The 21,283-nt window shown below is 39.8% G+C and carries 25 protein-coding genes; 7 read left to right on the top strand and 18 right to left on the bottom strand.

The features are described 5' to 3' along the window. Nucleotides 1–31: 31 nt before the first annotated feature. From ABZP26_RS04205 to folB, 3 genes are read right to left on the bottom strand one after another with little or no spacing between them, the layout of a single operon-like run. Complete coding sequence (locus tag ABZP26_RS04205; RefSeq protein WP_024601856.1) at nucleotides 32–832, bottom strand: undecaprenyl-diphosphate phosphatase; 801 nt, start codon at nucleotides 830–832, stop codon at nucleotides 32–34. Next, nucleotides 829–1,317, bottom strand: a complete 489-nt coding sequence (gene folK, locus ABZP26_RS04200) for a 2-amino-4-hydroxy-6-hydroxymethyldihydropteridine diphosphokinase (protein WP_013464293.1) — start codon at nucleotides 1,315–1,317, stop codon at nucleotides 829–831. Before folK ends, ABZP26_RS04205 begins: the two co-directional genes overlap by 4 nt. Then, complete coding sequence (gene folB / locus ABZP26_RS04195) at nucleotides 1,318–1,677, bottom strand: dihydroneopterin aldolase (RefSeq protein ID WP_262976678.1); 360 nt, start codon at nucleotides 1,675–1,677, stop codon at nucleotides 1,318–1,320. Between the two features lie 207 nt (nucleotides 1,678–1,884). Between folB and plsY the strand changes: the two genes are divergently transcribed. Further along, nucleotides 1,885–2,490, top strand: a complete 606-nt coding sequence (plsY, locus tag ABZP26_RS04190) for a glycerol-3-phosphate 1-O-acyltransferase PlsY (RefSeq protein ID WP_008466051.1) — start codon at nucleotides 1,885–1,887, stop codon at nucleotides 2,488–2,490. A 23-nt stretch (nucleotides 2,491–2,513) separates the two neighbouring features. On the opposite strand, the gene tsaD is transcribed toward plsY, so the two are convergent. Genes tsaD through ABZP26_RS04175 form a run of 3 tightly spaced genes read right to left on the bottom strand, consistent with a single transcriptional unit; the run spans nucleotide 2,514 to nucleotide 4,508 of the window. Beyond that, nucleotides 2,514–3,527: a tRNA (adenosine(37)-N6)-threonylcarbamoyltransferase complex transferase subunit TsaD gene (gene tsaD / locus ABZP26_RS04185; RefSeq protein ID WP_008466060.1), complete on the bottom strand. Its 1,014-nt coding sequence runs from the start codon at nucleotides 3,525–3,527 to the stop codon at nucleotides 2,514–2,516. Between the two features lie 44 nt (nucleotides 3,528–3,571). Further along, nucleotides 3,572–4,162 carry a YjaG family protein gene (locus ABZP26_RS04180; protein ID WP_008115608.1) on the bottom strand — a complete coding sequence of 197 codons (591 nt, stop codon included), beginning with the start codon at nucleotides 4,160–4,162 and terminating at the stop codon, nucleotides 3,572–3,574. Beyond that, on the bottom strand, nucleotides 4,146–4,508 hold the full coding sequence (locus ABZP26_RS04175) for a DUF2007 domain-containing protein (protein WP_008466062.1): 363 nt from the start codon (nucleotides 4,506–4,508) through the stop codon (nucleotides 4,146–4,148). Before ABZP26_RS04175 ends, ABZP26_RS04180 begins: the two co-directional genes overlap by 17 nt. Nucleotides 4,509–4,583: 75 nt before the next feature. Between ABZP26_RS04175 and ABZP26_RS04170 the strand changes: the two genes are divergently transcribed. The 3 genes from ABZP26_RS04170 (at nucleotide 4,584) to ABZP26_RS04160 (ending at nucleotide 6,871) form a co-directional block, all read left to right on the top strand. After that, nucleotides 4,584–5,033 (top strand): DUF2721 domain-containing protein, encoded by a 450-nt coding sequence (locus ABZP26_RS04170; protein ID WP_008466063.1) that lies wholly within the window; start codon nucleotides 4,584–4,586, stop codon nucleotides 5,031–5,033. Nucleotides 5,034–5,276: 243 nt separating this feature from the next. Then, the gene (locus tag ABZP26_RS04165; protein WP_008468191.1) at nucleotides 5,277–6,155 is read left to right on the top strand and encodes a LysR family transcriptional regulator; all 879 of its coding nucleotides are present in this window, start codon (nucleotides 5,277–5,279) and stop codon (nucleotides 6,153–6,155) included. A gap of 95 nt (nucleotides 6,156–6,250) precedes the next feature. Next, a complete protein-coding gene (locus tag ABZP26_RS04160) occupies nucleotides 6,251–6,871 on the top strand; it encodes a 2OG-Fe(II) oxygenase (protein ID WP_008468193.1) in 621 nt (206 codons plus the stop codon). Here ABZP26_RS04160 and ubiA read toward each other — a convergent pair. Then, the gene (gene ubiA / locus ABZP26_RS04155) at nucleotides 6,868–7,746 is read right to left on the bottom strand and encodes a 4-hydroxybenzoate octaprenyltransferase (protein WP_368485398.1); all 879 of its coding nucleotides are present in this window, start codon (nucleotides 7,744–7,746) and stop codon (nucleotides 6,868–6,870) included. The two genes, ABZP26_RS04160 and ubiA, sit on opposite strands and share 4 nt — an antisense overlap. Beyond that, entirely contained in the window at nucleotides 7,743–8,288 is a 546-nt protein-coding gene (locus ABZP26_RS04150; protein ID WP_013464288.1) for a chorismate lyase, read from the bottom strand. Before ABZP26_RS04150 ends, ubiA begins: the two co-directional genes overlap by 4 nt. 250 nt (nucleotides 8,289–8,538) lie before the next feature. On the opposite strand from ABZP26_RS04150, the gene ABZP26_RS04145 reads away from it, so the two are divergent. Further along, nucleotides 8,539–8,937: a flagellar basal body-associated protein FliL gene (locus ABZP26_RS04145; RefSeq protein ID WP_008468199.1), complete on the top strand. Its 399-nt coding sequence runs from the start codon at nucleotides 8,539–8,541 to the stop codon at nucleotides 8,935–8,937. On the opposite strand, the gene glpG is transcribed toward ABZP26_RS04145, so the two are convergent. The 6 genes from glpG to ABZP26_RS04115 all read right to left on the bottom strand — a co-directional run bounded on the left by glpG (nucleotide 8,934) and on the right by ABZP26_RS04115 (nucleotide 14,200). Then, nucleotides 8,934–9,755 carry a rhomboid family intramembrane serine protease GlpG gene (gene glpG, locus ABZP26_RS04140; protein WP_013464287.1) on the bottom strand — a complete coding sequence of 274 codons (822 nt, stop codon included), beginning with the start codon at nucleotides 9,753–9,755 and terminating at the stop codon, nucleotides 8,934–8,936. The two genes, ABZP26_RS04145 and glpG, sit on opposite strands and share 4 nt — an antisense overlap. After that, nucleotides 9,752–10,069: a thiosulfate sulfurtransferase GlpE gene (gene glpE, locus ABZP26_RS04135; protein ID WP_033104018.1), complete on the bottom strand. Its 318-nt coding sequence runs from the start codon at nucleotides 10,067–10,069 to the stop codon at nucleotides 9,752–9,754. The genes glpG and glpE overlap by 4 nt, the downstream gene beginning before the upstream one ends. Before the next feature lie 65 nt (nucleotides 10,070–10,134). Next, nucleotides 10,135–11,160, bottom strand: coding sequence for an L-threonine 3-dehydrogenase (gene tdh / locus ABZP26_RS04130; RefSeq protein WP_010390995.1), 1,026 nt, complete (start codon nucleotides 11,158–11,160; stop codon nucleotides 10,135–10,137). A 52-nt stretch (nucleotides 11,161–11,212) separates the two neighbouring features. Further along, nucleotides 11,213–12,409, bottom strand: coding sequence for a glycine C-acetyltransferase (locus ABZP26_RS04125; protein WP_058154271.1), 1,197 nt, complete (start codon nucleotides 12,407–12,409; stop codon nucleotides 11,213–11,215). A 163-nt stretch (nucleotides 12,410–12,572) separates the two neighbouring features. Then, nucleotides 12,573–13,142, bottom strand: coding sequence for a D-glycero-beta-D-manno-heptose 1,7-bisphosphate 7-phosphatase (gene gmhB / locus ABZP26_RS04120; RefSeq protein ID WP_368485397.1), 570 nt, complete (start codon nucleotides 13,140–13,142; stop codon nucleotides 12,573–12,575). Further along, nucleotides 13,139–14,200, bottom strand: coding sequence for a glycosyltransferase family 9 protein (locus ABZP26_RS04115; RefSeq protein ID WP_368485396.1), 1,062 nt, complete (start codon nucleotides 14,198–14,200; stop codon nucleotides 13,139–13,141). Before ABZP26_RS04115 ends, gmhB begins: the two co-directional genes overlap by 4 nt. 123 nt (nucleotides 14,201–14,323) lie before the next feature. On the opposite strand from ABZP26_RS04115, the gene ABZP26_RS04110 reads away from it, so the two are divergent. Next, entirely contained in the window at nucleotides 14,324–15,043 is a 720-nt protein-coding gene (locus tag ABZP26_RS04110; RefSeq protein WP_090494215.1) for a 3-deoxy-D-manno-octulosonic acid kinase, read from the top strand. Nucleotides 15,044–15,049: 6 nt separating this feature from the next. On the opposite strand, the gene ABZP26_RS04105 is transcribed toward ABZP26_RS04110, so the two are convergent. Next, the gene (locus ABZP26_RS04105) at nucleotides 15,050–16,135 is read right to left on the bottom strand and encodes a glycosyltransferase (protein WP_090494218.1); all 1,086 of its coding nucleotides are present in this window, start codon (nucleotides 16,133–16,135) and stop codon (nucleotides 15,050–15,052) included. Beyond that, nucleotides 16,132–17,205, bottom strand: a complete 1,074-nt coding sequence (locus tag ABZP26_RS04100; protein ID WP_036956742.1) for a hypothetical protein — start codon at nucleotides 17,203–17,205, stop codon at nucleotides 16,132–16,134. The genes ABZP26_RS04105 and ABZP26_RS04100 overlap by 4 nt, the downstream gene beginning before the upstream one ends. A gap of 169 nt (nucleotides 17,206–17,374) precedes the next feature. Between ABZP26_RS04100 and ABZP26_RS04095 the strand changes: the two genes are divergently transcribed. Continuing rightward, nucleotides 17,375–18,922: a capsule assembly Wzi family protein gene (locus ABZP26_RS04095; protein ID WP_368485395.1), complete on the top strand. Its 1,548-nt coding sequence runs from the start codon at nucleotides 17,375–17,377 to the stop codon at nucleotides 18,920–18,922. A gap of 63 nt (nucleotides 18,923–18,985) precedes the next feature. On the opposite strand, the gene hldE is transcribed toward ABZP26_RS04095, so the two are convergent. Next, nucleotides 18,986–20,425 carry a bifunctional D-glycero-beta-D-manno-heptose-7-phosphate kinase/D-glycero-beta-D-manno-heptose 1-phosphate adenylyltransferase HldE gene (gene hldE / locus ABZP26_RS04090; RefSeq protein ID WP_028835522.1) on the bottom strand — a complete coding sequence of 480 codons (1,440 nt, stop codon included), beginning with the start codon at nucleotides 20,423–20,425 and terminating at the stop codon, nucleotides 18,986–18,988. Next, nucleotides 20,425–21,015: an SIS domain-containing protein gene (locus tag ABZP26_RS04085; RefSeq protein ID WP_028835523.1), complete on the bottom strand. Its 591-nt coding sequence runs from the start codon at nucleotides 21,013–21,015 to the stop codon at nucleotides 20,425–20,427. The genes hldE and ABZP26_RS04085 overlap by 1 nt, the downstream gene beginning before the upstream one ends. Between the last annotated feature and the right edge of the window lie 268 nt (nucleotides 21,016–21,283).

Below are 21,283 nucleotides of genomic sequence, written 5' to 3'. Positions count from 1 at the left end.
CCACGGTGGGAGGCTTTTAAAGATTAATGGCTTATAGCATTAAAAAGAATATTAAGCCGATGCCTAATAACAAACGATAAATAACAAATGGCAGCATACCCATTCGTTCAATCACTTTTAAAAACATAAAAATACAGGCATAAGCTGATAAAAACGACAGCACTACACCCAACAATAAAGCAGTCCAATCAACAATATGATCGCCAAGCGCTAGCTCTGCTGTGTAATAAAGGCCCATCATTGAAATAATAGGAATAGCCAGCAAAAACGAAAAACGGGCTGCACTTTGCTTATTCATACCCAGCATTAAACCCGCGGTCATGGTAATACCTGAGCGAGAAGTCCCTGGGATCATCGCAACGGCTTGCGCAAAGCCAATGATGAGTGCGGTTTTCCAGTTAAGCTGATAAATTGTTTTTATTTGCTTACCTTTAGCATCGGCGTACCACAACAACAAACCAAATACGATGGTTGTGGTTGCAATCACCCATGCACTGCGCAAATACAGTTCAACAAAATCTTTTAGCAATAGCCCTAAAATAGCGGCAGGCACAGTACCTAAAATTATCCACCAGCCTAGTTTGCTGTCATCTGTTGTACCTTGTGCACCAAACGATTTAAACCAAGCACCGAGTATATCGGCCACTTCTTTACGAAAATAAATAACAACAGCTATTAACGTTCCTACATGAACGGCAACATCAAATGCCAAGCCTTGATCTTCCCAGCCTAAAATTTGCGACGGTAAAATTAAGTGTGCAGAACTCGATATAGGTAAAAATTCAGTAAATCCCTGAATTAGGGCTAAAACAATTATTTCTATAATACTCATGGGTTAGAAAACTCCACCTTCCATAGTTTTTGTTGAGGGTTGTTATATGCATTCCATATTTGGGCAATCGTTTTTTTTGCTACAGGGTGATAAAAATCAGGAGCCACCTCTGCTAAAGGCTGTAATACAAAGGCATTTTTGGTAATTTCGTCACGTGGTAGTTGAGCTGGGCTCTCGCAAATGACATCATCGTAAAAGAGTAAATCGAGATCCAAGGTGCGCGGGCTAAATTTTTTATCATTTGCTTTGCGACCATTATCGCGCTCTATTTGTTTTAATAACGCACACACATCTTCAAGCGCCATTTCGGTAGTGGCAGCGAGTACGGAGTTGTAAAAGTTATTACCGGCAAAACCCACCGCTTCACTTTCAAATACCGAAGAATGTTGTGTATTTTTAAAGTGTTTATTTAACGCCACTAAAGCACGCCTGATATGCTCTGCTTTATTAATATTTGACCCTAAACTAATAAATATTTGCGCCATTTAAGCCGTAGCCTTGTTACGCGTTATTTCTACACCGACGGTTTGCGCTTGTGCAACTGCAGCGGGCTTACTTACTTTTATTGTCACTTGTGGGGTATTAAATTCGGTTAAAATGATTTGCGCTAATTGCTCCACCAGTGTTTCTAAAAGCTCTACCGGTTTAGCCGTACTGTGTTCGATAACACGCTCACTTACCTTAGCGTAATCCAGTGCCAAGTTAATATCGTCGTTTTGCGCTGCGGGCTTGATGTCGCTTAACATTTCAATATCAAAGTACAGGCTTTGTTTACTTTTCTTTTCAAAATCATACACCCCGATAATCGTTTCGACATGCAATTGTGATATAAATACCTTGTCCATTGATACTCCAAATGACTGTAACAAGTCACTGAGTTAATTACATATTGTATCAATCAAATTAATACTGTATATACTTTAATCAGTGTTTAAATATACTAAAATTACTTCTACAATAGAATCGTTACAAAATTGCGAGTAATTTAAGAAGCCCGTAAATTTTGACGCCAATAATAGCTTAAAAGTAATGATTAAAAAATAAGGAAGCGCGTGTTAGTCATTTTAATGTTTGTTTTAGCCTATTTGCTCGGCTCGATTTCATCGGCCATTTTAGTGTCGCGGCTATTCAAACTCCCCGATCCACGCACGCATGGCTCCAATAATCCAGGTGCAACCAATGTTTACCGCTTAGGCGGGTCACTTCCTGCATGCTTAGTTTTAGTCTTCGATATTTTAAAGGGCACAATCCCTGTTTGGGGCGCTTATTTTTTAAAACTCGAGCCATTAGAGCTTGGTTTAATCGCCGTTGCTGCATGCCTAGGGCATATGTACCCGTTATTCTTTAGTTTTAAGGGCGGTAAGGCGGTTGCAACTGCATTTGGCTCGTTACTACCGATAGGGCTTTCTTTAGGAGGGTTATTGATTGGTACTTGGTTGCTGATTGTCGCGATTACTCGTTACTCATCACTTGCCGCGTTAGTGGCCGTTACGCTAGCCCCTTTATACACATGGTGGATAAAACCGTTATACACCTTACCGGTGACCTTTATTACGCTACTGATCATTATTAGGCATCGCACTAATATTGTGCGTTTATTTAAAGGGGAAGAACCAAAAGTAGGGACTAAACAAGCCCCTACAGATGATAAGAAGTAATAACTAACCTGAATTCTGGTTAACTATATTGCTTCTAAGCTATCGATTGGCCAGCGCGGTTTAGTTTTCATATCAAGCGTAGCAAACTGCCCCGCTTTTAAACGCTGCATACCGGCATACGCTATCATTGCACCATTGTCAGTACAAAACTCAGTACGAGGGTAAAACACTTCGCCCTTCATACCTTGCATCACACGCTCTAATTGCAAACGTAATTGCGTATTAGCACTTACGCCACCGGCTATTACTAAGCGCTTAATACCGGTTTGTTTTAATGCGCGCTTACACTTAATTACTAAAGTATCAATAACGGCCGTTTGAAATGCATGAGCAATATCTGCTTTTGTTTGCTCATCACTGTCGTTTTCACGAATAGCAATTGAAGCGGCGGTTTTTAGGCCACTAAAGCTAAAATCTAAGCCAGGTTTGTCTGTCATTGGACGCGGAAAAACAAATCGCTTAGCAACACCTTGTTCAGCCATTTTAGCCAAACGAGGGCCACCTGGATAATCAAGCCCAAGTAACTTGGCTGTTTTATCAAATGCTTCACCAGCAGCATCATCTACCGACTCACCCAATACTTCGTATTGACCAATACCAGCAACTTTTACCATCATGGTATGACCGCCAGAAACCAGTAAGGCAATAAATGGGAACTCGGGGACGTTTTCCTCAAGCATTGGCGCTAATAAATGCCCTTCCATATGGTGCACTGCCACCGCTGGGATATCCCAGCCATATGCTAAAGAGCGACCAATTGAGGTACCTACTAACAAAGCCCCTACTAAACCTGGCCCTGCCGTATAAGCAATACCATCTAAATCTTCAGGCCCACAACCCGCTTGCGCAAATGCCGCATCAATAAGCGGCAATGTTTTACGTACGTGATCGCGCGAGGCAAGTTCAGGTACTACACCACCATAGTCTGCATGTACTTTTACTTGGCTATATAATTGATGGGCTAGCAGCCCTTTTTCGTCATCATAAATAGCAATACCAGTTTCATCGCATGATGATTCAATGCCTAAAATTCGCATTGTTAATTCTCCTGCCACCTAACAAGGTGTTTAAAACAAATAACTTACAGTGCTAAACCAATGTTAGTTTGGCCATCAGCAAGGACATGCTTTTTCAATGCTTTCACATTTTCAGCAGTGATACGCCCCATTGCTTCTACAAAATCAATTAGTTCACCTAATACCTCTATTTCGTATTGCATCAGTGGGTGTTCACGCACCGCTTTGTTATCGGCAACATCACCTTCAACCGTCATTTGGTACTCAATAAAGCGAGCTACGGTGGCCTGTGATATTTTACTCACATTAACAAACTCTTGCTCATCTTGTGCTAAAAGGCCATGCATTAAGCTCAGTAATGAGGTGGCAGCGTCAATGGCAGGATAGGTACCAAACATATCAAAATCGGCAAGTTCAGGAACATTAGGTTCTATTTTTTCAACTTGCTTTTCTAAATCAATTTTACTTTTAGGAAGGAGTATTTTTTCCCAACATACATTTAAAGCATTGCGTAAAATAACCTCATCGCCAAAGCCGGTAGCCTCACTAAATAGCCCATAATTAGGCAACATACGCTCTATTAACGCACTGGCCAATACCGCTTTTTGTAAATAATTTAACTCTCTAATACGCTGAAAATTATTCGCTTTTGTCATTCTTTAAGGTCCCACATGACCAACAAAAATCAAATGTTGATCCATTATGCTCATTACAGTTAGGGCACACCCAATCTGGAGCGGATTGTTTTACTTGCTGATAGTTTACCAATATTTCACGTGCATGGCGCTCTTTTATCGCATAAACCTGCACACTTACTTGTGTTTGTTCAAATGGGATCTCGCCCATTGCGCCTTGCAGTATTTCACCTTTTATTTGGCACTCAATTCCCGCATTAAGAATCAGTCCTTTTATTATATTGGCCTCTAAACTATTTTCTGCATTATAAAGCGTCACCCAATCAAATGATGTTACATTTGATTGGCTATTATTAGTATTTTGCAATATCCACCTCATTTACTTTATGTGTACAATAAGCCCGCGTAACCTAAAGCAAATAATATGATTTAAGGACACATTATGACGCTAACTACCCCAGGTTTACTTTTTCCAGCCATCTCATTGTTATTACTTGCCTATACAAACCGATTTTTAGTACTTGCGCAACTAATACGAGAATTGAATGCCCGTGAAGGTGAGTCTATTCGTCCTGTTGTAGTGGCGCAAATAACTAATCTTAGAAAGCGAATAAAACTAATAAGGACCATGCAAGTATACGGAGTGGCCTCTTTTTTATTATGTACGTTATCTATGTTCGCATTATTTATAGAATTTAATACCACGGGCATTATTTTATTTGGTGTCAGTTTAAGCTGCTTGAGCTTATCTTTGCTTACTTCATTATTTGAAATTCATATTTCTTGTGATGCCATAGAAATTGAATTACAAAACATTGAAAATAAGCCTTTAAGTAACCGAGTTAGTAAAAACTTTATTGAGCCTAATCCCAAAAGTAAAAACAGCAATTAACCAAACGAGACTTTAGTAAAGTTGTTATAAAATTGCATAAATTTGGTCAATAATAAAACTCCACAGTAATTTAACATTACCCAAAGGTATAACAACATTTTGCAACTATTCTCTTTAAATACGATTAAAAGAAAGTTAATCTTAATAAGTGGTTAAAAACCTTATTTCAACTGATCTGTAGGGATATAAAGTCAGTATTAAATCTGTAATTCCCCTAGCTTACCTATAAAAAAGGACTATATAGTGAGATTTGAACAATTAGAACAGTTTGTAGCACTTGGCCTACTTCGTCATTTTAGGCAAGCTGCTGAACAAACCCAAATTAGCACATCTGCATTAACCCGTAGCATTCAAACTCTTGAAACGGAGCTTGGCTACGAACTAGTCACCCGCTCTACTCGCTCGGTTAAGTTAACTCAAGCAGGCGAACTTTTCCTCGACTTTGCTAAAAATACGCTCAATGAGCTAGAACAAATAAAGCATCGCGCTTTTCAATCAATTAATGGCACAGAAGAAAAAAAATTAGTGATTGGCTACACCACAACAACCAGCAGCATAGTACCAATCACCTGCGGCGAATTTTTGAGTCAGTACCCGCATATTAAAATTGAAATGCAGCTGCAAAATAAAACTGAGCTTCATAGAAAACTGCTTCAAGGGGAAATTGACATTAGTGTATGCTCGCAAATAGTCAATAGCATTGGTAGCGATATACAATTACCTGATCAACTTATTTTATTTTGTTCAAAACAACACCCTTTAGCAAATAAAAGCGATATAAGTAAAAAAGAGCTCGAAAGCTATCCAATGTTCAGTTGTTTTTCGCAGTCAAAACAAGTGCAATCAATGCTTAATGAAGTAATAGACTCGTTAAATAAAGTTTCAACTATTAAAGTAGGTAGTATTGAGCAGGTAATGGCTGGACTTGAAAAGTCAGATCATTTTGCTATTGCAGGTATTGAACACACCAGCTCTGTGGCAGAAAACCATAACTTAATCCAGCTTAAAACGAATAACGATATTAGCCATGAACAACTTGTGGTGCAAACAAGCCAGCAAATAGAGGCAGGTGAGCATGTTGACCACCTACTCTCGCTAATTAAGAAGGTTTCAAGAGCATAAAAAATGACTCCATGCGTTTTATAACAACTATAAATTAGTGGCATTAAAGTTTTTTTTCACTACACTAACGCTCCCTTATATTATGACTAGCGTTAATGAATAACTTTACAGCTGCTGAAATTTACCTAGAGCACATTGAAACGCATGGCTATGCCATTATTGAAAACGCCATTGATAGTGACTTAATATCCGAGTTGATGGCTGATTGCTATAGAATAAATCCTCACTTTAGCCTTGCCGGTATTGGACGATTAAACAATTTACAAATTGATGATTCCGTTCGTAAAGATAAAACCTACTGGTTTGATGGCAGCTCAAATGCACAGCTTAGCTATCAACAAATAATGGAAGCTGTTCGCACTACCCTTAATCGTAACTTTTTCATGGGCTTGTTTGATTATGAATGTCACTATGCAAAGTATACGCAGGGTGATTTTTACAAAAAACATGTAGATGCGTTCAAAGGTCGTTCAAATCGAGTTTTTACCACCGTATTGTATTTAAACTCTCCTAAGAAAGGCGGGGAGCTGGTTATTTACAAGCCAAAAAGTAAAGACATAGAAGTGGTTATAAAACCCACTGCAGGCACTTTGGTATTATTTGAAAGCGAACGCTTTGTGCATGAAGTACTTCCGGCTTTTGATAACCGCTATTCGATTGCTGGTTGGTTCAGAAAAAATGCGTCAATTAGTGGTATTATCGACCCACCCCGTTAAGAAAAAACGGGGTAAGAAAATAATAAGCCTATAAATACAGTAAGTCCCACATAATGATTATTCAAAAACGCTTTAAAACAGGCATCTCGTTGACGTAAATGAATCAAACGCTGTTGATACAATAATAAAGCCGCAGCAACCGCTAACCCTAACCAAAAGCTTGCTCCAACTTGGCTAATAAAGCCGATCAATGTCATTAATACTAAGAATATAACGTTAAGCAACCCTATCATATGGCGATCGTAACTGGCGAATAAAATAGCGGTTGATTTAACCCCTATTTTTAAATCATCATCTCTATCAACCATGGCATACATAGTGTCATAAGCCACCGTCCAGCAAATATTAGCGACAAATAATAGCCAAGCTTGCACAGGCAATGAGTTTGTTGATGCCATAAATGCCATAGGAATTGCCCAACCAAAAGCAGCCCCTAATACAACCTGTGGAAGTTGTGTGTAACGTTTCATAAAGGGATAACAAAACGCGAGCCCAAGCGCCCCAAACGATAACAAGATAGTATTGGTATTTAGCATTATTACTAAAATAAAAGCGATACTAACCAGCAGCAAAAACAAACTAACTGCTTCCCCACTACTCACAGCCCCAGTTGCTAAAGGGCGCTGACAGGTTCGTTTTACTGAGCCATCTATTTTCCTGTCAGCAAAATCATTGATAACGCATCCTGCGCTACGCATAACTATTACCCCAAGGGTAAACACAATGAAGTTTGTTAGGCTTGGTATCCCTTCATTTGCTATCCACAGCGCCCAATAAGTTGGCCAAAGTAATAATAAGGTGCCTATGGGCTTATCTATTCGCATTAACTGAACGTAATACGGTACATGGTTTACCGATAAAGGGGCTAGTTTCATGAGTATAAATAGGCTCCTGGTAAAAAAACTTCACAAACTAAAAATTTGTAGTCATGCAAAGAGAACACGCTTCGTCGCCCTAATAATATGTGTATGGGTAAATTAAGTTCGCTCACCAATGATTGCAATGAGTGGTTATCATCAAAGCGAGCAATTTCAATATCAGCGCGCTTTAACGCAGGGTCTTGAAATATGACATCACCCAACGGACGTTCACCCATATTATGCAGCTGATTATTTGTATTGTTGTTTGATATTGGCAACCAGCTTTGAGCATATACAACCGGTTTGTCATCACACAACAATAAAACCTCACGGTTAAGTACGGTGTTCACCTCATTACTTAATAAAGCTTGCTGAGGTTGCGAGAGGTTAACTTTTTGCTCGCTTAGCACCTTTACAGCAAAACGCTGTGACTGGCTTTTTAATTTAGCCGTTAAAGAATGCGGTTCAAATAGCCACTCTTGCTCAGCGCTAGATAAGCCACAGACTTGAGAAGTACTCTGCCAATCAGCAGATAAAGAAAGAGGAAACGTAATCACAATAGCTCTACTTGATAAAAATCAGCAAGATCATAACATTGCTAAGAGATTTGAAAAAGCGCGATTTACTCACTACCAAGCACACCCTGTTATTATAAAAAGCTAATCAACATTTGACTCTCGCTATTGCCTATCCCAAACTTGAGTACAGAGTGCCTTTACATAACTCAACAAATAACAGCATCTTGCTGTATCTTATTTACTAATAAGTATAAACTATTTGTAACCAGTTTACGGAAACGCTTTTGAAATGAAAAAAACAGTATTTACAGGCCTTTTTATTCTTCTAGTCAGCTTAACTAGCTTATCAGCACGTGCTGAGTCTACTGTCGGTTATTTTGGGTTTGAGCCAGATATTATTACCAACTACATTGGCCCATCGAGTAAAAAAATGGGCTATGTACGTGTCACTGTTGATTTAATGCTTAATAAAACATCAGATATTGCAATCGTGGAACACCACACGCCGTTACTTCGTGATGCGTTAGTAGAGATTTTATCTAAAGAGCCTGAAAACAAAATAAAGTCTTTAACAGGACGCGAGCAAATACGCCTTAAAAGCGCAGAAAAACTAAAAAGCCTTCTTAAAGAAGAAACAGGGCATGAGATCATCCGTGATCTCTTATTTACTAAATATTTATATCATTAGGCACTTTTTGTTTTAAAAAACTGAGCGGTATAGGCAAAAGCCATACCGCTAACGAGCCCACCTAAGTGTGCCCAATTAGCCATTCCAACAAATAATACATCTGCAAAACCAAGTACTAACCATACCAGCATAAATCCAACAATTGCAGTTGTAACCAGTGCAGGCTGTTTAGGGTTAAGGGTGCTGTAAATCCAACAAAAGCCTAACAACCCATATACAACACCGCTAAGCCCACCAAAGTTAGGCCCGACCATTAAGTACTGTGCCCAATTACTTATTAAAGCGGTAACTAAAAAAAGTCCGATTAGACTCGACTTACCACATTGCTTTTCAATATTGTCACCCAGTGAAACCCACCAGATTAAGTTAAATACAATATGCATGGCGCTAAAATGCACAATAGCCGGGGTTAACCAAGTAAGTGGTGACGCAGGGTTAAACTGCAACGCCATGTAAATAGGTTCAAACGCACCAAATAAAAAGGCAATATAAACAACAATACTCAGTATGCTAACACTTTGATTAAGCCAACTTAAGGCTTTAAACCGCGCGACTAAATTAAGCGACTGGCCTTGATATTTTAATGGTGATTGCGTGCTGCCTACTTGCCATGACGCTTGTTGATAACGTTCATGGTTAGGGTTTTTAGCAAATTCATTCCACAAAGGTTGAACCGCATGAAAGTCCTCAGGTGCCACACTAATGACAAGCGTATGGCCATCCTCAGTACGAATTTGCCCGCTAAACCCTTGGCTTTTTAAGTAATCTATAAAGCCCTGTGCAGCGCGAGGGTTAGTTAGGCTGCCTAGCTCTATCATCGTGCTACTTTATCCTTGTAAGCGGCTTCCCATGCAGTAAAACCGCCATCCATACTGTAAACATCTTCAAAGCCTTGCTCTACTAAGTAGCTGGCAGCGCCTTGTGAGCTCATACCGTGATAACAGACAATAATAATCGGCTGGTCAAACTCCTTTTCCATCATAAATTGGGCAATATTCGCATTAGATAATGCCTCTGAACCCGGAATATGACCCGCTTGATACGAATTAGGATCGCGAATATCAGCAATCACTACATCTTCTTTATCAAGTAGTTCAAGGGTTTGTGCGATTGATATATGTTTAAATGCCATAGTACTCTCTTATAATTACAAAAAAGGCGACAAATGCCGCCTTTAATTCTCTTAACAAGGGGTAATTAATCCCAGTTAAGAATTACTTTACCCGATTGGCCTGAAATCATCATATCAAAGCCAGCTTGGAAGTCATCTATTGAATACTGATGAGTAATAATTGGTTTTAAATCAAGCCCTGATTGAATCAAACTGGCCATTTTGTACCAAGTTTCAAACATCTCACGACCGTAAATACCTTTGATCACTAAGCCTTTAAAAATAACTTGATTCCAATCGACCGCCATATCTGAAGGTGGAATTCCCAACATGGCAATTTTGCCGCCATGATTCATGTTATTTAGCATGGCATTAAATGCACTTGGTACACCTGACATCTCTAGGCCAATATCAAAGCCTTCAGTCATGCCCAGCTCTTTAGCTACATCTTCAAGCTTTTCATTCGCGACGTTTACAGCACGCGTTGCGCCCATTTTACGTGCTAAGTCTAGGCGGTATTCATTTACATCAGTAATAACCACATGACGTGCACCCACATGCTTAGCCACTGCTGCTGCCATAATACCAATAGGGCCAGCACCGGTGATCAAGACATCTTCACCGACTAAATCGAACGATAATGCGGTATGTACTGCATTGCCAAATGGGTCAAAAATAGAGGCAAGTTCATCGCTAATATTATCTGGGATTTTAAACGCATTAAATGCAGGTATCACTAAATACTCTGCAAATGCGCCTTCGCGGTTTACACCGACCCCTGTTGTATTACGACATAAGTGAACGCGCCCAGCACGACAGTTACGACAATGGCCACAGGTTATATGACCTTCACCTGATACACGGTCGCCAACTTCGAAACCGCGAACTTCTTGTCCCATGTCGATTACTTCACCCACGTATTCGTGGCCAACCACCATAGGCGTCGGTATGGTGTTTTGTGCCCACTCATCCCACTTATAAATATGCACATCGGTGCCACAAATAGCCGTTTTACGAATCTTAATTAACAGATCGTTATGACCTACTTCAGGCTTTGGTGCATCTGTCATCCAAATGCCTGGCTCTGCTTTTAACTTTGATAATGCTTTCATAATTCACACTCAATTAAAAAATCGCGACTTCAGCCGCGATTTAACAAGAAAATTAAATAACACCAATCTCTTTACCAATACGGGTAAATGCTGCAATGGCTGTATCAAGCTGTTCTTTGCTGTGCGCTGCAGAGATTTGGGTACGAATACGCGCCTGCCCTTTTGGTACAACAGGGAATGAAAAGCCGGTTACATAAATCCCTTCAGCCAATAACTTATCAGCCATAAGTGACGCTACTTTGGCGTCTCCTAGCATCACAGGTATAATCGCATGATCTTTACCTGCACAGGTAAAACCAGCCGCTTCCATTTGCTCACGGAAGTATTTAGCATTTGACCATAGCTTAGCGCGAAGCTCGCCACCATTTTCAAGCATTTCTAACACTTTAATTGACGCCGTTACAATTGAAGGCGCTAACGAATTTGAGAATAAGTAAGGACGAGAACGCTGACGTAACCATTCAACAATTTCTTTTTTACCTGAGGTATAACCACCCGAGGCTCCACCTAGTGCTTTACCTAAGGTACCAGTAATAATATCAACACGATCAAGCACGTTGCAGTACTCAGGTGTACCTTTACCGTTTTCGCCAACAAAACCAACAGCATGTGAGTCATCAACCATAACAAGTGCATCGTATTTATCAGCTAAGTCACACACGGCTTCTAAGTTACAAATAACGCCATCCATTGAGAACACGCCATCGGTTGCAATTAATTTAGTTTTAGCACCGGCTTCATCGGCTGCCATTAATTGCTTTTCTAAATCAGCCATATCGTTATTTGCATAACGGAAACGTTTCGCTTTACATAAACGTACGCCATCAATAATAGAAGCATGGTTTAATGAATCAGAAATAATCGCATCGTCTGCACCTAATATGGTTTCAAACAACCCCGTATTGGCATCAAAACACGATGAGTACAAAATGGTGTCTTCAGTTTCTAAAAATTGACTGATTTTTTTCTCGAGCGTTTTATGAATATCTTGTGTACCACAAATGAAACGCACAGACGCCACACCAAACCCATGGTCATCTAAGCCTTGTTGCGCTGCTTTAATAAGCTCTGGGCTGTTAGCTAAACCTAAGTAGTTGTTAGCACAAAAATTAATAACTTTTTCGCCTGATGCCACTTCAATTTGAGCTTGCTGCTGCGAAGTGATAACACGTTCATTCTTGTACAAACCTTCCGCTTTAACGTCTTCGATTTGCTGTTGTAATTGGCTAAAAAAAGCAGATGCTCTCATCTGTGATCTCCATTTGGTTGAACGGGTTAAACAGCAGACGTGTTGCTGCTATTTATAATGCAGGTATTGTAAAAGTTTAAGCGCCAAATTGCACTGTTTGTCATTCGTCGCAAATTGCCTAACTGGCAGGAAAAGCTGCCAGTTTACAGGCTTGAGGTGTGTACTACGTTAGATCAGCAAACAAAGCCGGAAGGTCGTTGATTGAGTCACAAACATAGTCAGCAAAATTTACAGCTTTGTCATCAAATTTTTGCCCTGAACGTACCAGTACTTTGGTACGCACATTAGCGCTAATGGCAGCATGCATGTCACCTAATTTGTCACCCACCATCACACTAAGTGCAGGATCGATATGATGATCTTTTATTCCTTGAAGTAACATGCCAGGCGCTGGTTTTCTGCAATCGCACTCTTTTAAATAATCTGGTAATGCGTTTTTAGGATGATGAGGACAAAAATAAACGTCCGTAATTTCAATTTGATGAGCGCTAAACTGCGCTTTCATCCACTCGCTAAGCGCTAAAAATTCGCTCTCAGAATAATAACCACGGCCAATGCCTGACTGATTAGTCACTATAATTATTTTATAGCCCGCATCATAAAACGCTTTGCATGTTGAAAACACACCGTCTATAAATTCAAACTCTTCGCTTTTAAACACATAACCATGGTCAACATTTACTACGCCATCTCGATCTAAAAAAAGCGCCTTGTTAGTGTTTTCTTGATTCATAACAGTGACTCTTTTTTAACAACATGATCAAACATTTGTTTTACTGCATCGGTGGTTATTTGACTCATTAAATCATCGCCTTTAACACGAGTACCCCAAGGCAATTGCTCGGCGGTTTTACCTGTTTGCTTTACTAAGTTTTGATGGTAAACCTCAACCACGTAGTCTTGGTATAAATAAGGCCCCGTACGCGCTGGGTTTGAATGCGCATATAAGCCAATAACCGGTGTGCCCACAGTCACCGCCATATGAGCTGGGCCTGTGTCAGGTGCCAGTACTAAGTCTGCACGCTTAAGTACGCACAATAATTCTTTGAGTTTTGTTTTACCCACCAAGTTCAGAATGGGTGAATCAGAGTGTTTAATGATGTTATTTGCTAAATTAATTTCCAGTTCAGTCGGTCCACCAGTTAATATTATTTTAAACCCCTGTGTATGTGCATAATCCGCAAGCGCAGCATAGCGATCGGCTAACCAGTTACGCTGTGCTTTACTTGCTGCTGGCGAAATAACAAATAGCTTATTTGATAAATAATCGTCACCTAACAGCTCATCAGCTTTAGCTTGATCTTTGTTGGTAAAGGGCATATTCCATACAGGGACATAATCATCAACACCAATCGCTTGGGCAAAGCCTTTAAATCCCTCTAAAACATGCGCCTGGGATTGGGCTTTAATGCGTTTATTAATAAATAAACTGTGTAGCTCTTTTGAACGAGCCCAGTCAAAACCAATTTTAACTTTGGCAGGAATACAGCGAGCAACAAAACCTGCTCTTAAAGCCACTTGCATATTAAGCAGTACGTCAAAACACTGCCCTTTAAAGGTTTGCTTTAACTGTTTCAGTGCCGCTTTACCTTGTTTTTTATCAAATACAACAAGCTCAACGCCAGGCAAATCTGCTAACAGCATCGCCTCGACCTTCCCTATCACCCATGTAATTTTGGCATTTGGGTGTGCTTTTTGAATAGCTTGTACCGCACTTACTGCATGGCATACATCACCAATAGCAGAAAGACGTAAAATACAAATTGAAGTGTAAGTAGGCGCTGAAGTCACACGTATCCTTGGGCATAATATAATAAAACCCGATCTTAAATTATAATCGCGTCATTGCAAGTACTTATCCTTAGCCTGAAAACACGTTAATATGTGCACATATTAAAGCGAATCCTATGAGCTATGTTTAATCAACACATCAAAAATAACCATGTCATTTTAAGCCATCCTCAATATAGCACGCAGATATCGCTAGATTGGTTTAGCCCCGACTTTTGGCAGCAACAGCAAAAAATTGTTGGCGCTAAAAAGGGACGTGCAACCGCATGGTTTTTTAAACACACAGATTTAACGGCTGTGTTGCGCCATTATTGGCGTGGCGGCCTGATAGGAAAGCTACTCAGTGATCAGTATTTGTACTGGGGGCTTGAACATACCCGTGTTTATAAAGAGTTTAGCTTGATGACACAATTAATAGAGCTAGGTTTAAATGTACCAAAACCTATTGCCGCTAAAGTGAGCCGCCATGGTTTTATTTACCGAGGTGATATTATTACTGAAGCAGTTAGCGGCGCTAAAAGCGTATTAGATATACTGATTGAACGCGCATTGAATGATATTGAAATAAAAAAAATAGCCAGCACAATTGCGTTATTTCATAATAAAGGGGTTTATCACGCTGATTTAAATATTAATAATATTTTATTTGATGACAGTGGCAACGTTTTTATTATCGATTTTGACCGCGGCGAAATAAAAACACCCGATAAAAAATGGCAACAAAGCAACATGTCTCGCCTACAGCGCTCATTTTTAAAAGAGCAAAGCCGCAATAGCAGCTTTCATTGGCAAGAAAACGATTGGCAAAGTTTAAATAAACACTACCATAATGGGTTAACCTAATAAAAACTAGTTTGCTAACGCTAAGTATTGCTCTGTTACTCTATCGGCACACACCTTTTCTAAAATAGCTGCGTTGGTTACATTTGGGTTATCTGCGAGCACTTGCTTAACTGCGAGCGCTAGGAGCTCACCTTGGCCAATAGGTACTAGATATTTACTTAGTTCACCCGTAAGTATTTCACTTGGACCATGAGGGCACTCAGTACTGACAGCAGGCGTACCTACTGCTAAAGCCTCGACTAGCACATTACCAAACCCTTCAAAGTCTGAACTTAACAATAAAGCCTTTGCCTGCTTTATCCAGTTATATGGGTTTTGTACAAATCCCGGAACAATAAGCTGATTTTCAATACCATATTCTTTGGCTAACTTTAATGCCTTTTCTTTTTTGTTACATAACAGCACTAATTTGTATTTTTTATCTAACTTGGCAAATGCAGAAAATAAAATATCATGGCGTTTTTGTTTAGCTAAACGTCCCACATGAATAAGATAGGGAGAATCGGGTATATTTGTATTCACCTCATTAGCTTTATCATTGATTGTTTTAAAATTGAATGGATTATAAATAGTGGTAATAGCACTTGGGGTTATTAAGCTGCCTTGTTGTATTTCTTCTTCAACCCCTTTGGACACGCAGATCAGTGATTTACCATTAAGATTTTGTTTACTCTTTTTAAGATATAAGTATGAAAGTGGGCCTAGTTTTTTTTGCCTAGCGAGCTCTGCATTAACTGAGTTATGAACAACAAAATGGGTATTTTTTATTTTACTCTGCGCTAATAAGTTATTACTACGATCTAAATTAGAAAGTACTATATCAATAGACCCAAGTTGCCGTAACTTTTGCTCAAACCATGTCTCTAACACTCTGATATTCTTTTTTATCTGCCAAAATCGATCTACTTTTGTTGCTCGACCTGAAAATAAACTTTCAACGTTCAAAGTGGTTGGAATGTCATATTCAATATTTTGCGCCAATGACAAGATAGTCACATTGTGGTCTTTTAATACCATCTCTTGCGCTAATGTAAGCATTACCTTTTCAGCGCCACCACCAACAAGAGAGTCAATTACAATGACAATATTCATAGCTTATTCCCCTGCAACAGTACTTTTACACCATTCGTTATAACATCAAAGCTATGTACATTTTCTAACAACATATATTGGCTGAGTGTATTGTTATAATTTGGCTCAGTAAGTAGCTCTTGCACTTTTTGAGTGATGTCTAAAATATCAAGCTCAGCTTGTTTAACAACGCCAGTGGCTGCACAACGTGCGACTCGATCACTCTGATCTTTTGAAATAGCACAAGCAATGGTTGGGGTTTGCAAAGCAATAGCTTGTAGTAAAGTATCACCCGCGCTCAGTAATGCAATTTTAGCCTGACTGAGTAAGGCTAAAAATTCAGTTCCCTCTTGGCTTGGCAAACAAATTAACTCATTGGTTTTAGGTAGCGACTTAGTGTAATTAGGGCCAAATACCACCACGCCTTTCAAGCCTGTTTGTTTAGCAATAACAAGCCCTGCTTGAAAATATATATCTGCGCAATTTACGCCATTAACTGTATGACCACCAGAGCCCGCGTTAACAATAAAGAATTCTTTTTCTTTCAAGTGATAACGGTTTAGTGCATCGCATTTTTGTTGCGCTGATGCAAATACTGTAAATGGCCCAACATTAGCAGGATAGGCCAAAGGCAACATGCTCAATTTTAGCTTTTCATACCACGAAAGAGGTTCAATACAGTAATCCGGTTGTACAACCCAATGAGTATCAATAAGACCAGTCCTATTAAGCTTTAAACCTTTTGCCCGCTTTTTTGCATGCTGCGAAATAAAAACAACTTTAGCACCCACTTTTTTTGCCGCTTTCATTTGCTCAGCGCGTCCTGCGCAATCAAAAAGTACCGCATCTGGTTTGTATTGATCAATAAACTGACATACGTGCGTATTTTCTTTTGTTGCCGATTGGTTTAAGAGTAAGCTAGAAAACGGGCAGCTTTTAGCATAAGCCGTATGCTTATTTAAGATAAAATGAATATCTAACTGCTTGCCATACTCAGCCTTTAAAGTTTGAGCCAGCTGTAATGAGCGCATATATTCACCAATACCTTCTGGTGATGACACAGGAATAAATAAAAGTCGTTTTTTGCTCATTACAATCTCACTGGCTTATTTGACCTGCAGTATACCAATGGCAACTTTTTAGCGATAGATGGTAAGCATTTTTCTATATGATTTAACATACCAATTTAGATTTAATTACTGCAATAAGATGCTTAGATTGCTAAACTTACCGGCAATTTCAATCACAAGGATCTGAGCTTTGCGAAACAAAATTTTTATACTTTCTTCGCTTTTTTGTGCAATGAGTACCCCTGTTTATGCTGAACCCTGGGTTAAACCTGATGATTTTGGGTTAAGAGCTGATATCCAGCAACTTGCCGATGCAGGTGTTATTTTAGCCCCGGTAACTACCTACCCGTTAATGTGGAAAAGCTTTATTGCTGATATCGATAATGCCGGACTAGAGCAATTACCACCTCGCTTACAAGATGCGTTATTGCGTGTAAAACATCGTTATAAGTCAGAAAACAGTGGTTCACATAGTGTTCAACTTTCTGCATTTGCCAGCTCAGACCCATTAGCGACCACCAGCTTTGGTGCAACGAATACCCAAGAGTCAGAATTAACAGCAGCCTATGCTTACCTAGGACATAACTTTGCAGCCAAAATTGCGCTTAATCACCGCAGTGATGGTAAAAAGTGTTTAATCAACGGTAAAACAACAGACGATATAGTTAACAATGAGCAAGCACTGACTGACTGCAATGATACCTCACTTGATGATAGCTATTTAGCGTATCGTTTGGGTAATTGGATATTTAGAGCCGGTGCGGTTGAACAGTTTTGGGGCCCAGGCGTTGATAACAGTCTAATTATGTCCGGTAACGCCAAACCACTTCCTGCAATAAGTATCAGCAGAGAGCAAAGCAGTGCATTTGAAACACCTTGGCTGAGTTGGATTGGTCAGTGGAGCTTTACTGCACAAATGGCTAAACTTGAATCAAACCGCGTTATTCCTGATGCGTTATTATGGAGCACTCGTGTTAACTTTCGCCCCGTTCAACAATTAGAAATAGCATTAAGCTGGACAGCACAATGGGCAGGGAAAGGACAACCAAGCTCGGCTAGTGACTTTATCGATATGATTGCCGGTGATACAGAATGCGTTGATGGCACCAGTAATTGTGATAGCCAGTTACAGTCAAAAATTGGTAATCAATTAGCCGGTATTGATATTCGCTGGTCTGATACGTTGTTCAATCAACCTTATGCTATTTATGCAAGTACCATTGGTGAAGATGCGAGCTCACAATTTAAACCAGCAGATAGAGCGTATTTATTTGGCTTACAAACAACACATCGCGTTTACGAGCAGAATTTACTAGTCAACTTAGAATATATTGATACAGGTGTCTCTTGCTCTGCGGGGTCAACGACCGAAAACTGCTATTATGAGCACACAGATTATCAATCAGGCTATCGCTATCATGGCCGTCCTATCGGCTCTACTTATGATAATGATACGCAGTCACTAGTACTTACTGTACTTGGGCAACTTTCTAACGGAACTGATTGGCAAGTAAAACTGCGTGATATTGACTTCAATAGCGACAACCGCGACCGTTACCCTAATAATCCAGATTTAGGTAATTCGATTACTAAAACAGGCTTTAGTTCTCAACAACTTGAAGTACGCTACAGAATGCTTGCCATGGGGGGGCGCTTAACCCTTGGCGGACTTGCCTCTAATAACGATGGAGCAGAAAACGATACCTCTGCATTTGCTAAGTTCGAATACAACTTTTAGTTTCATTAATAACATTAAAAAAGGGGATAAACTGCAGTTTATCCCCTTTTTTTGATTAGCGAACTAGCTTTTTATTTTGCTAATCACTTTTGATGTTGAACAGCCATCTAAAAACTCAAGCACTTCGACTTTTCCGCCATGGCGCAGCACATGCTCCGCACCGGCTATTTGTTCTACCGTATAGTCGCCGCCTTTGACAAGAATATCAGGGCTTATTTGCTCGATAAGTTTTGCTGGCGTGTCATTTTCATCAGCACTCCCAAACGGGATAACCCAATCAACGGAGGCAAGTGCACTGAGGACCATGGCGCGCTCATCTAATGGGTTTATTGGGCGTTCAGGGCCTTTCAAACGAGCAATAGATTCATCATTGTTTAAACCAACCACTAATCTGTCCCCACGGGCTTTAGCTTGCGCTAAATAACGCACATGCCCTGCATGCAAAATATCAAAGCAACCATTAGTAAATACAATCGTTTCACCATTTTGCTTAGCAAATTCAATATGCTGCAATACATCATCAAACGGGGTTTGATAATGCTCGCCAGTTGCTTGTAAATATTGCCCCAGTTTTCGGCTTAACTCTTCTGGAGAAACTGTAGCCGCGCCCAATTTACTTACCGCAATACCGGCTGCTAAGTTTGCAATTTCGACTGCATCTTTGGCAGTCATGCCCGCACCTAACATAACGGCAAGGGTTGCAATAACAGTATCCCCTGCGCCAGTTACGTCACTGACCTCAAGCTCTTGAGCTGCAAAATCATATTTTTCAGTGGCATTTATAAGCGACATACCTTGCTCTGAACGGGTAAGTAACATCGCCGTTATACCCGCATCACTAATGAGGTTTCGTGCACTACTTGCAAGCGTCTCTTCTGAGCCCACTTGCCCGCCTGCTAATTTAAATTCATTTAAATTAGGTGTTATATAATCAGCACCGCGATATAACTGTAAATCTGATGATTTAGGATCAACAAGTACCGTTTTACCTGCTTTTTTGGCCACACTTATCATCTCTTTTATCAGCGATAGCGAGCCTTTGTTGTAATCAGAAAACACTATAAAATCGTAATCATTTAGCACAAGCTCTAATCGATTTAATAAAAGCTGGCTATGTGATTCGTTAAAAGTTTCTTCTAAATCTAAACGTACCACTTGCTGATGACGGCTAATTACACGCATTTTAGAAATAGTCGGTAAATCACACACGCTGACAAGCTGTGAATTTATTTTTTCACCTTCTAAAATATTTTCTAAAATTTGCCCACTTTCGTCCTCACCAATAAGGCCTAACAACCCCACTTTACCATCTAAACGGGCTATATTTTTAGCCACGTTAGCCGCACCGCCAGCCTTGTCTTCAAATTTACTTACTTTAACAACGGGCACTGGCGCTTCTGGTGAGATACGGCCTGAGTCACCATACCAATAGCGATCGAGCATCACGTCGCCCACCACTAAAATACGTGCTGCTGATAAGTTCTTTAGTAAAGATAAATCCATTACTGCTGCTCCGCAACAACCATATCCATGGCTTCACATAACCAATGGCCAATAAACATGTGTGCTTCTTGAATACGCGCGGTTTCGTCGTTTTTAATAATAATAGGTAACTTTGCAATATCTTTTACTTGCCCGCCGTCACGGCCAGTAAATGCAACCGTGAATGCCCCTATTTTGTTAGCAGCTTCTAATGCTAAATTGATATTTTTACTGGTACCTGATGTAGTTAAACCAATCACGATATCTTCAGGTTTACATAGCGCCTGTACTTGGCGCTCAAACACAGTATCAAAATGATAATCGTTGCTGTGCGCCGTTAAAATAGACGTGTCTGTGGTTAAAGCAATAGACGCTAATGGGCCTCGCTCTAATTTATAACGCACCACAAACTCTGCAGCTAAATGCTGAGCATCGGCAGCACTGCCGCCATTACCAAACCAAACAACCTTACCACCAGCTTGTAAAGCACTATGACATGCTTCTAGCAACTGCATTACCTCTTGATGATACGCCTCCATTGTTTCAAACAATACTTGATGACGGTTTAAACTTTCTAGGTAGCTGGTTGCCACTGAATCTATAATTGACATGAGATATTCCTCTTGGAACTGAAATGGCAGGAAAAATTAATTTCATTATTCCATAATTTTATAGCCAAATCACCTCTATATAACTAAATTAGATGTTTCACAGAAACTAAAATCAAAGGCTTACTGCATGGAAATCGTTTTTGTTATAAAAGTAACCATAAGCATTTCCTAAAATCATGTAACTGATGCAATAGCGTGATTTGAATGACATTGATTTAGTTTATACCCTAGTAAATGAACTCAAACCAACTTTTATACTTTGTATGTT

The sequence above is a fragment of the Pseudoalteromonas sp. SD03 genome, assembly GCF_040937955.1.
GTDB lineage: Bacteria > Pseudomonadota > Gammaproteobacteria > Enterobacterales > Alteromonadaceae > Pseudoalteromonas > Pseudoalteromonas tetraodonis.
The sequence above is the reverse complement of the archived record's forward strand: the minus strand, read 5'-3'. Positions and strand labels throughout refer to the sequence as shown.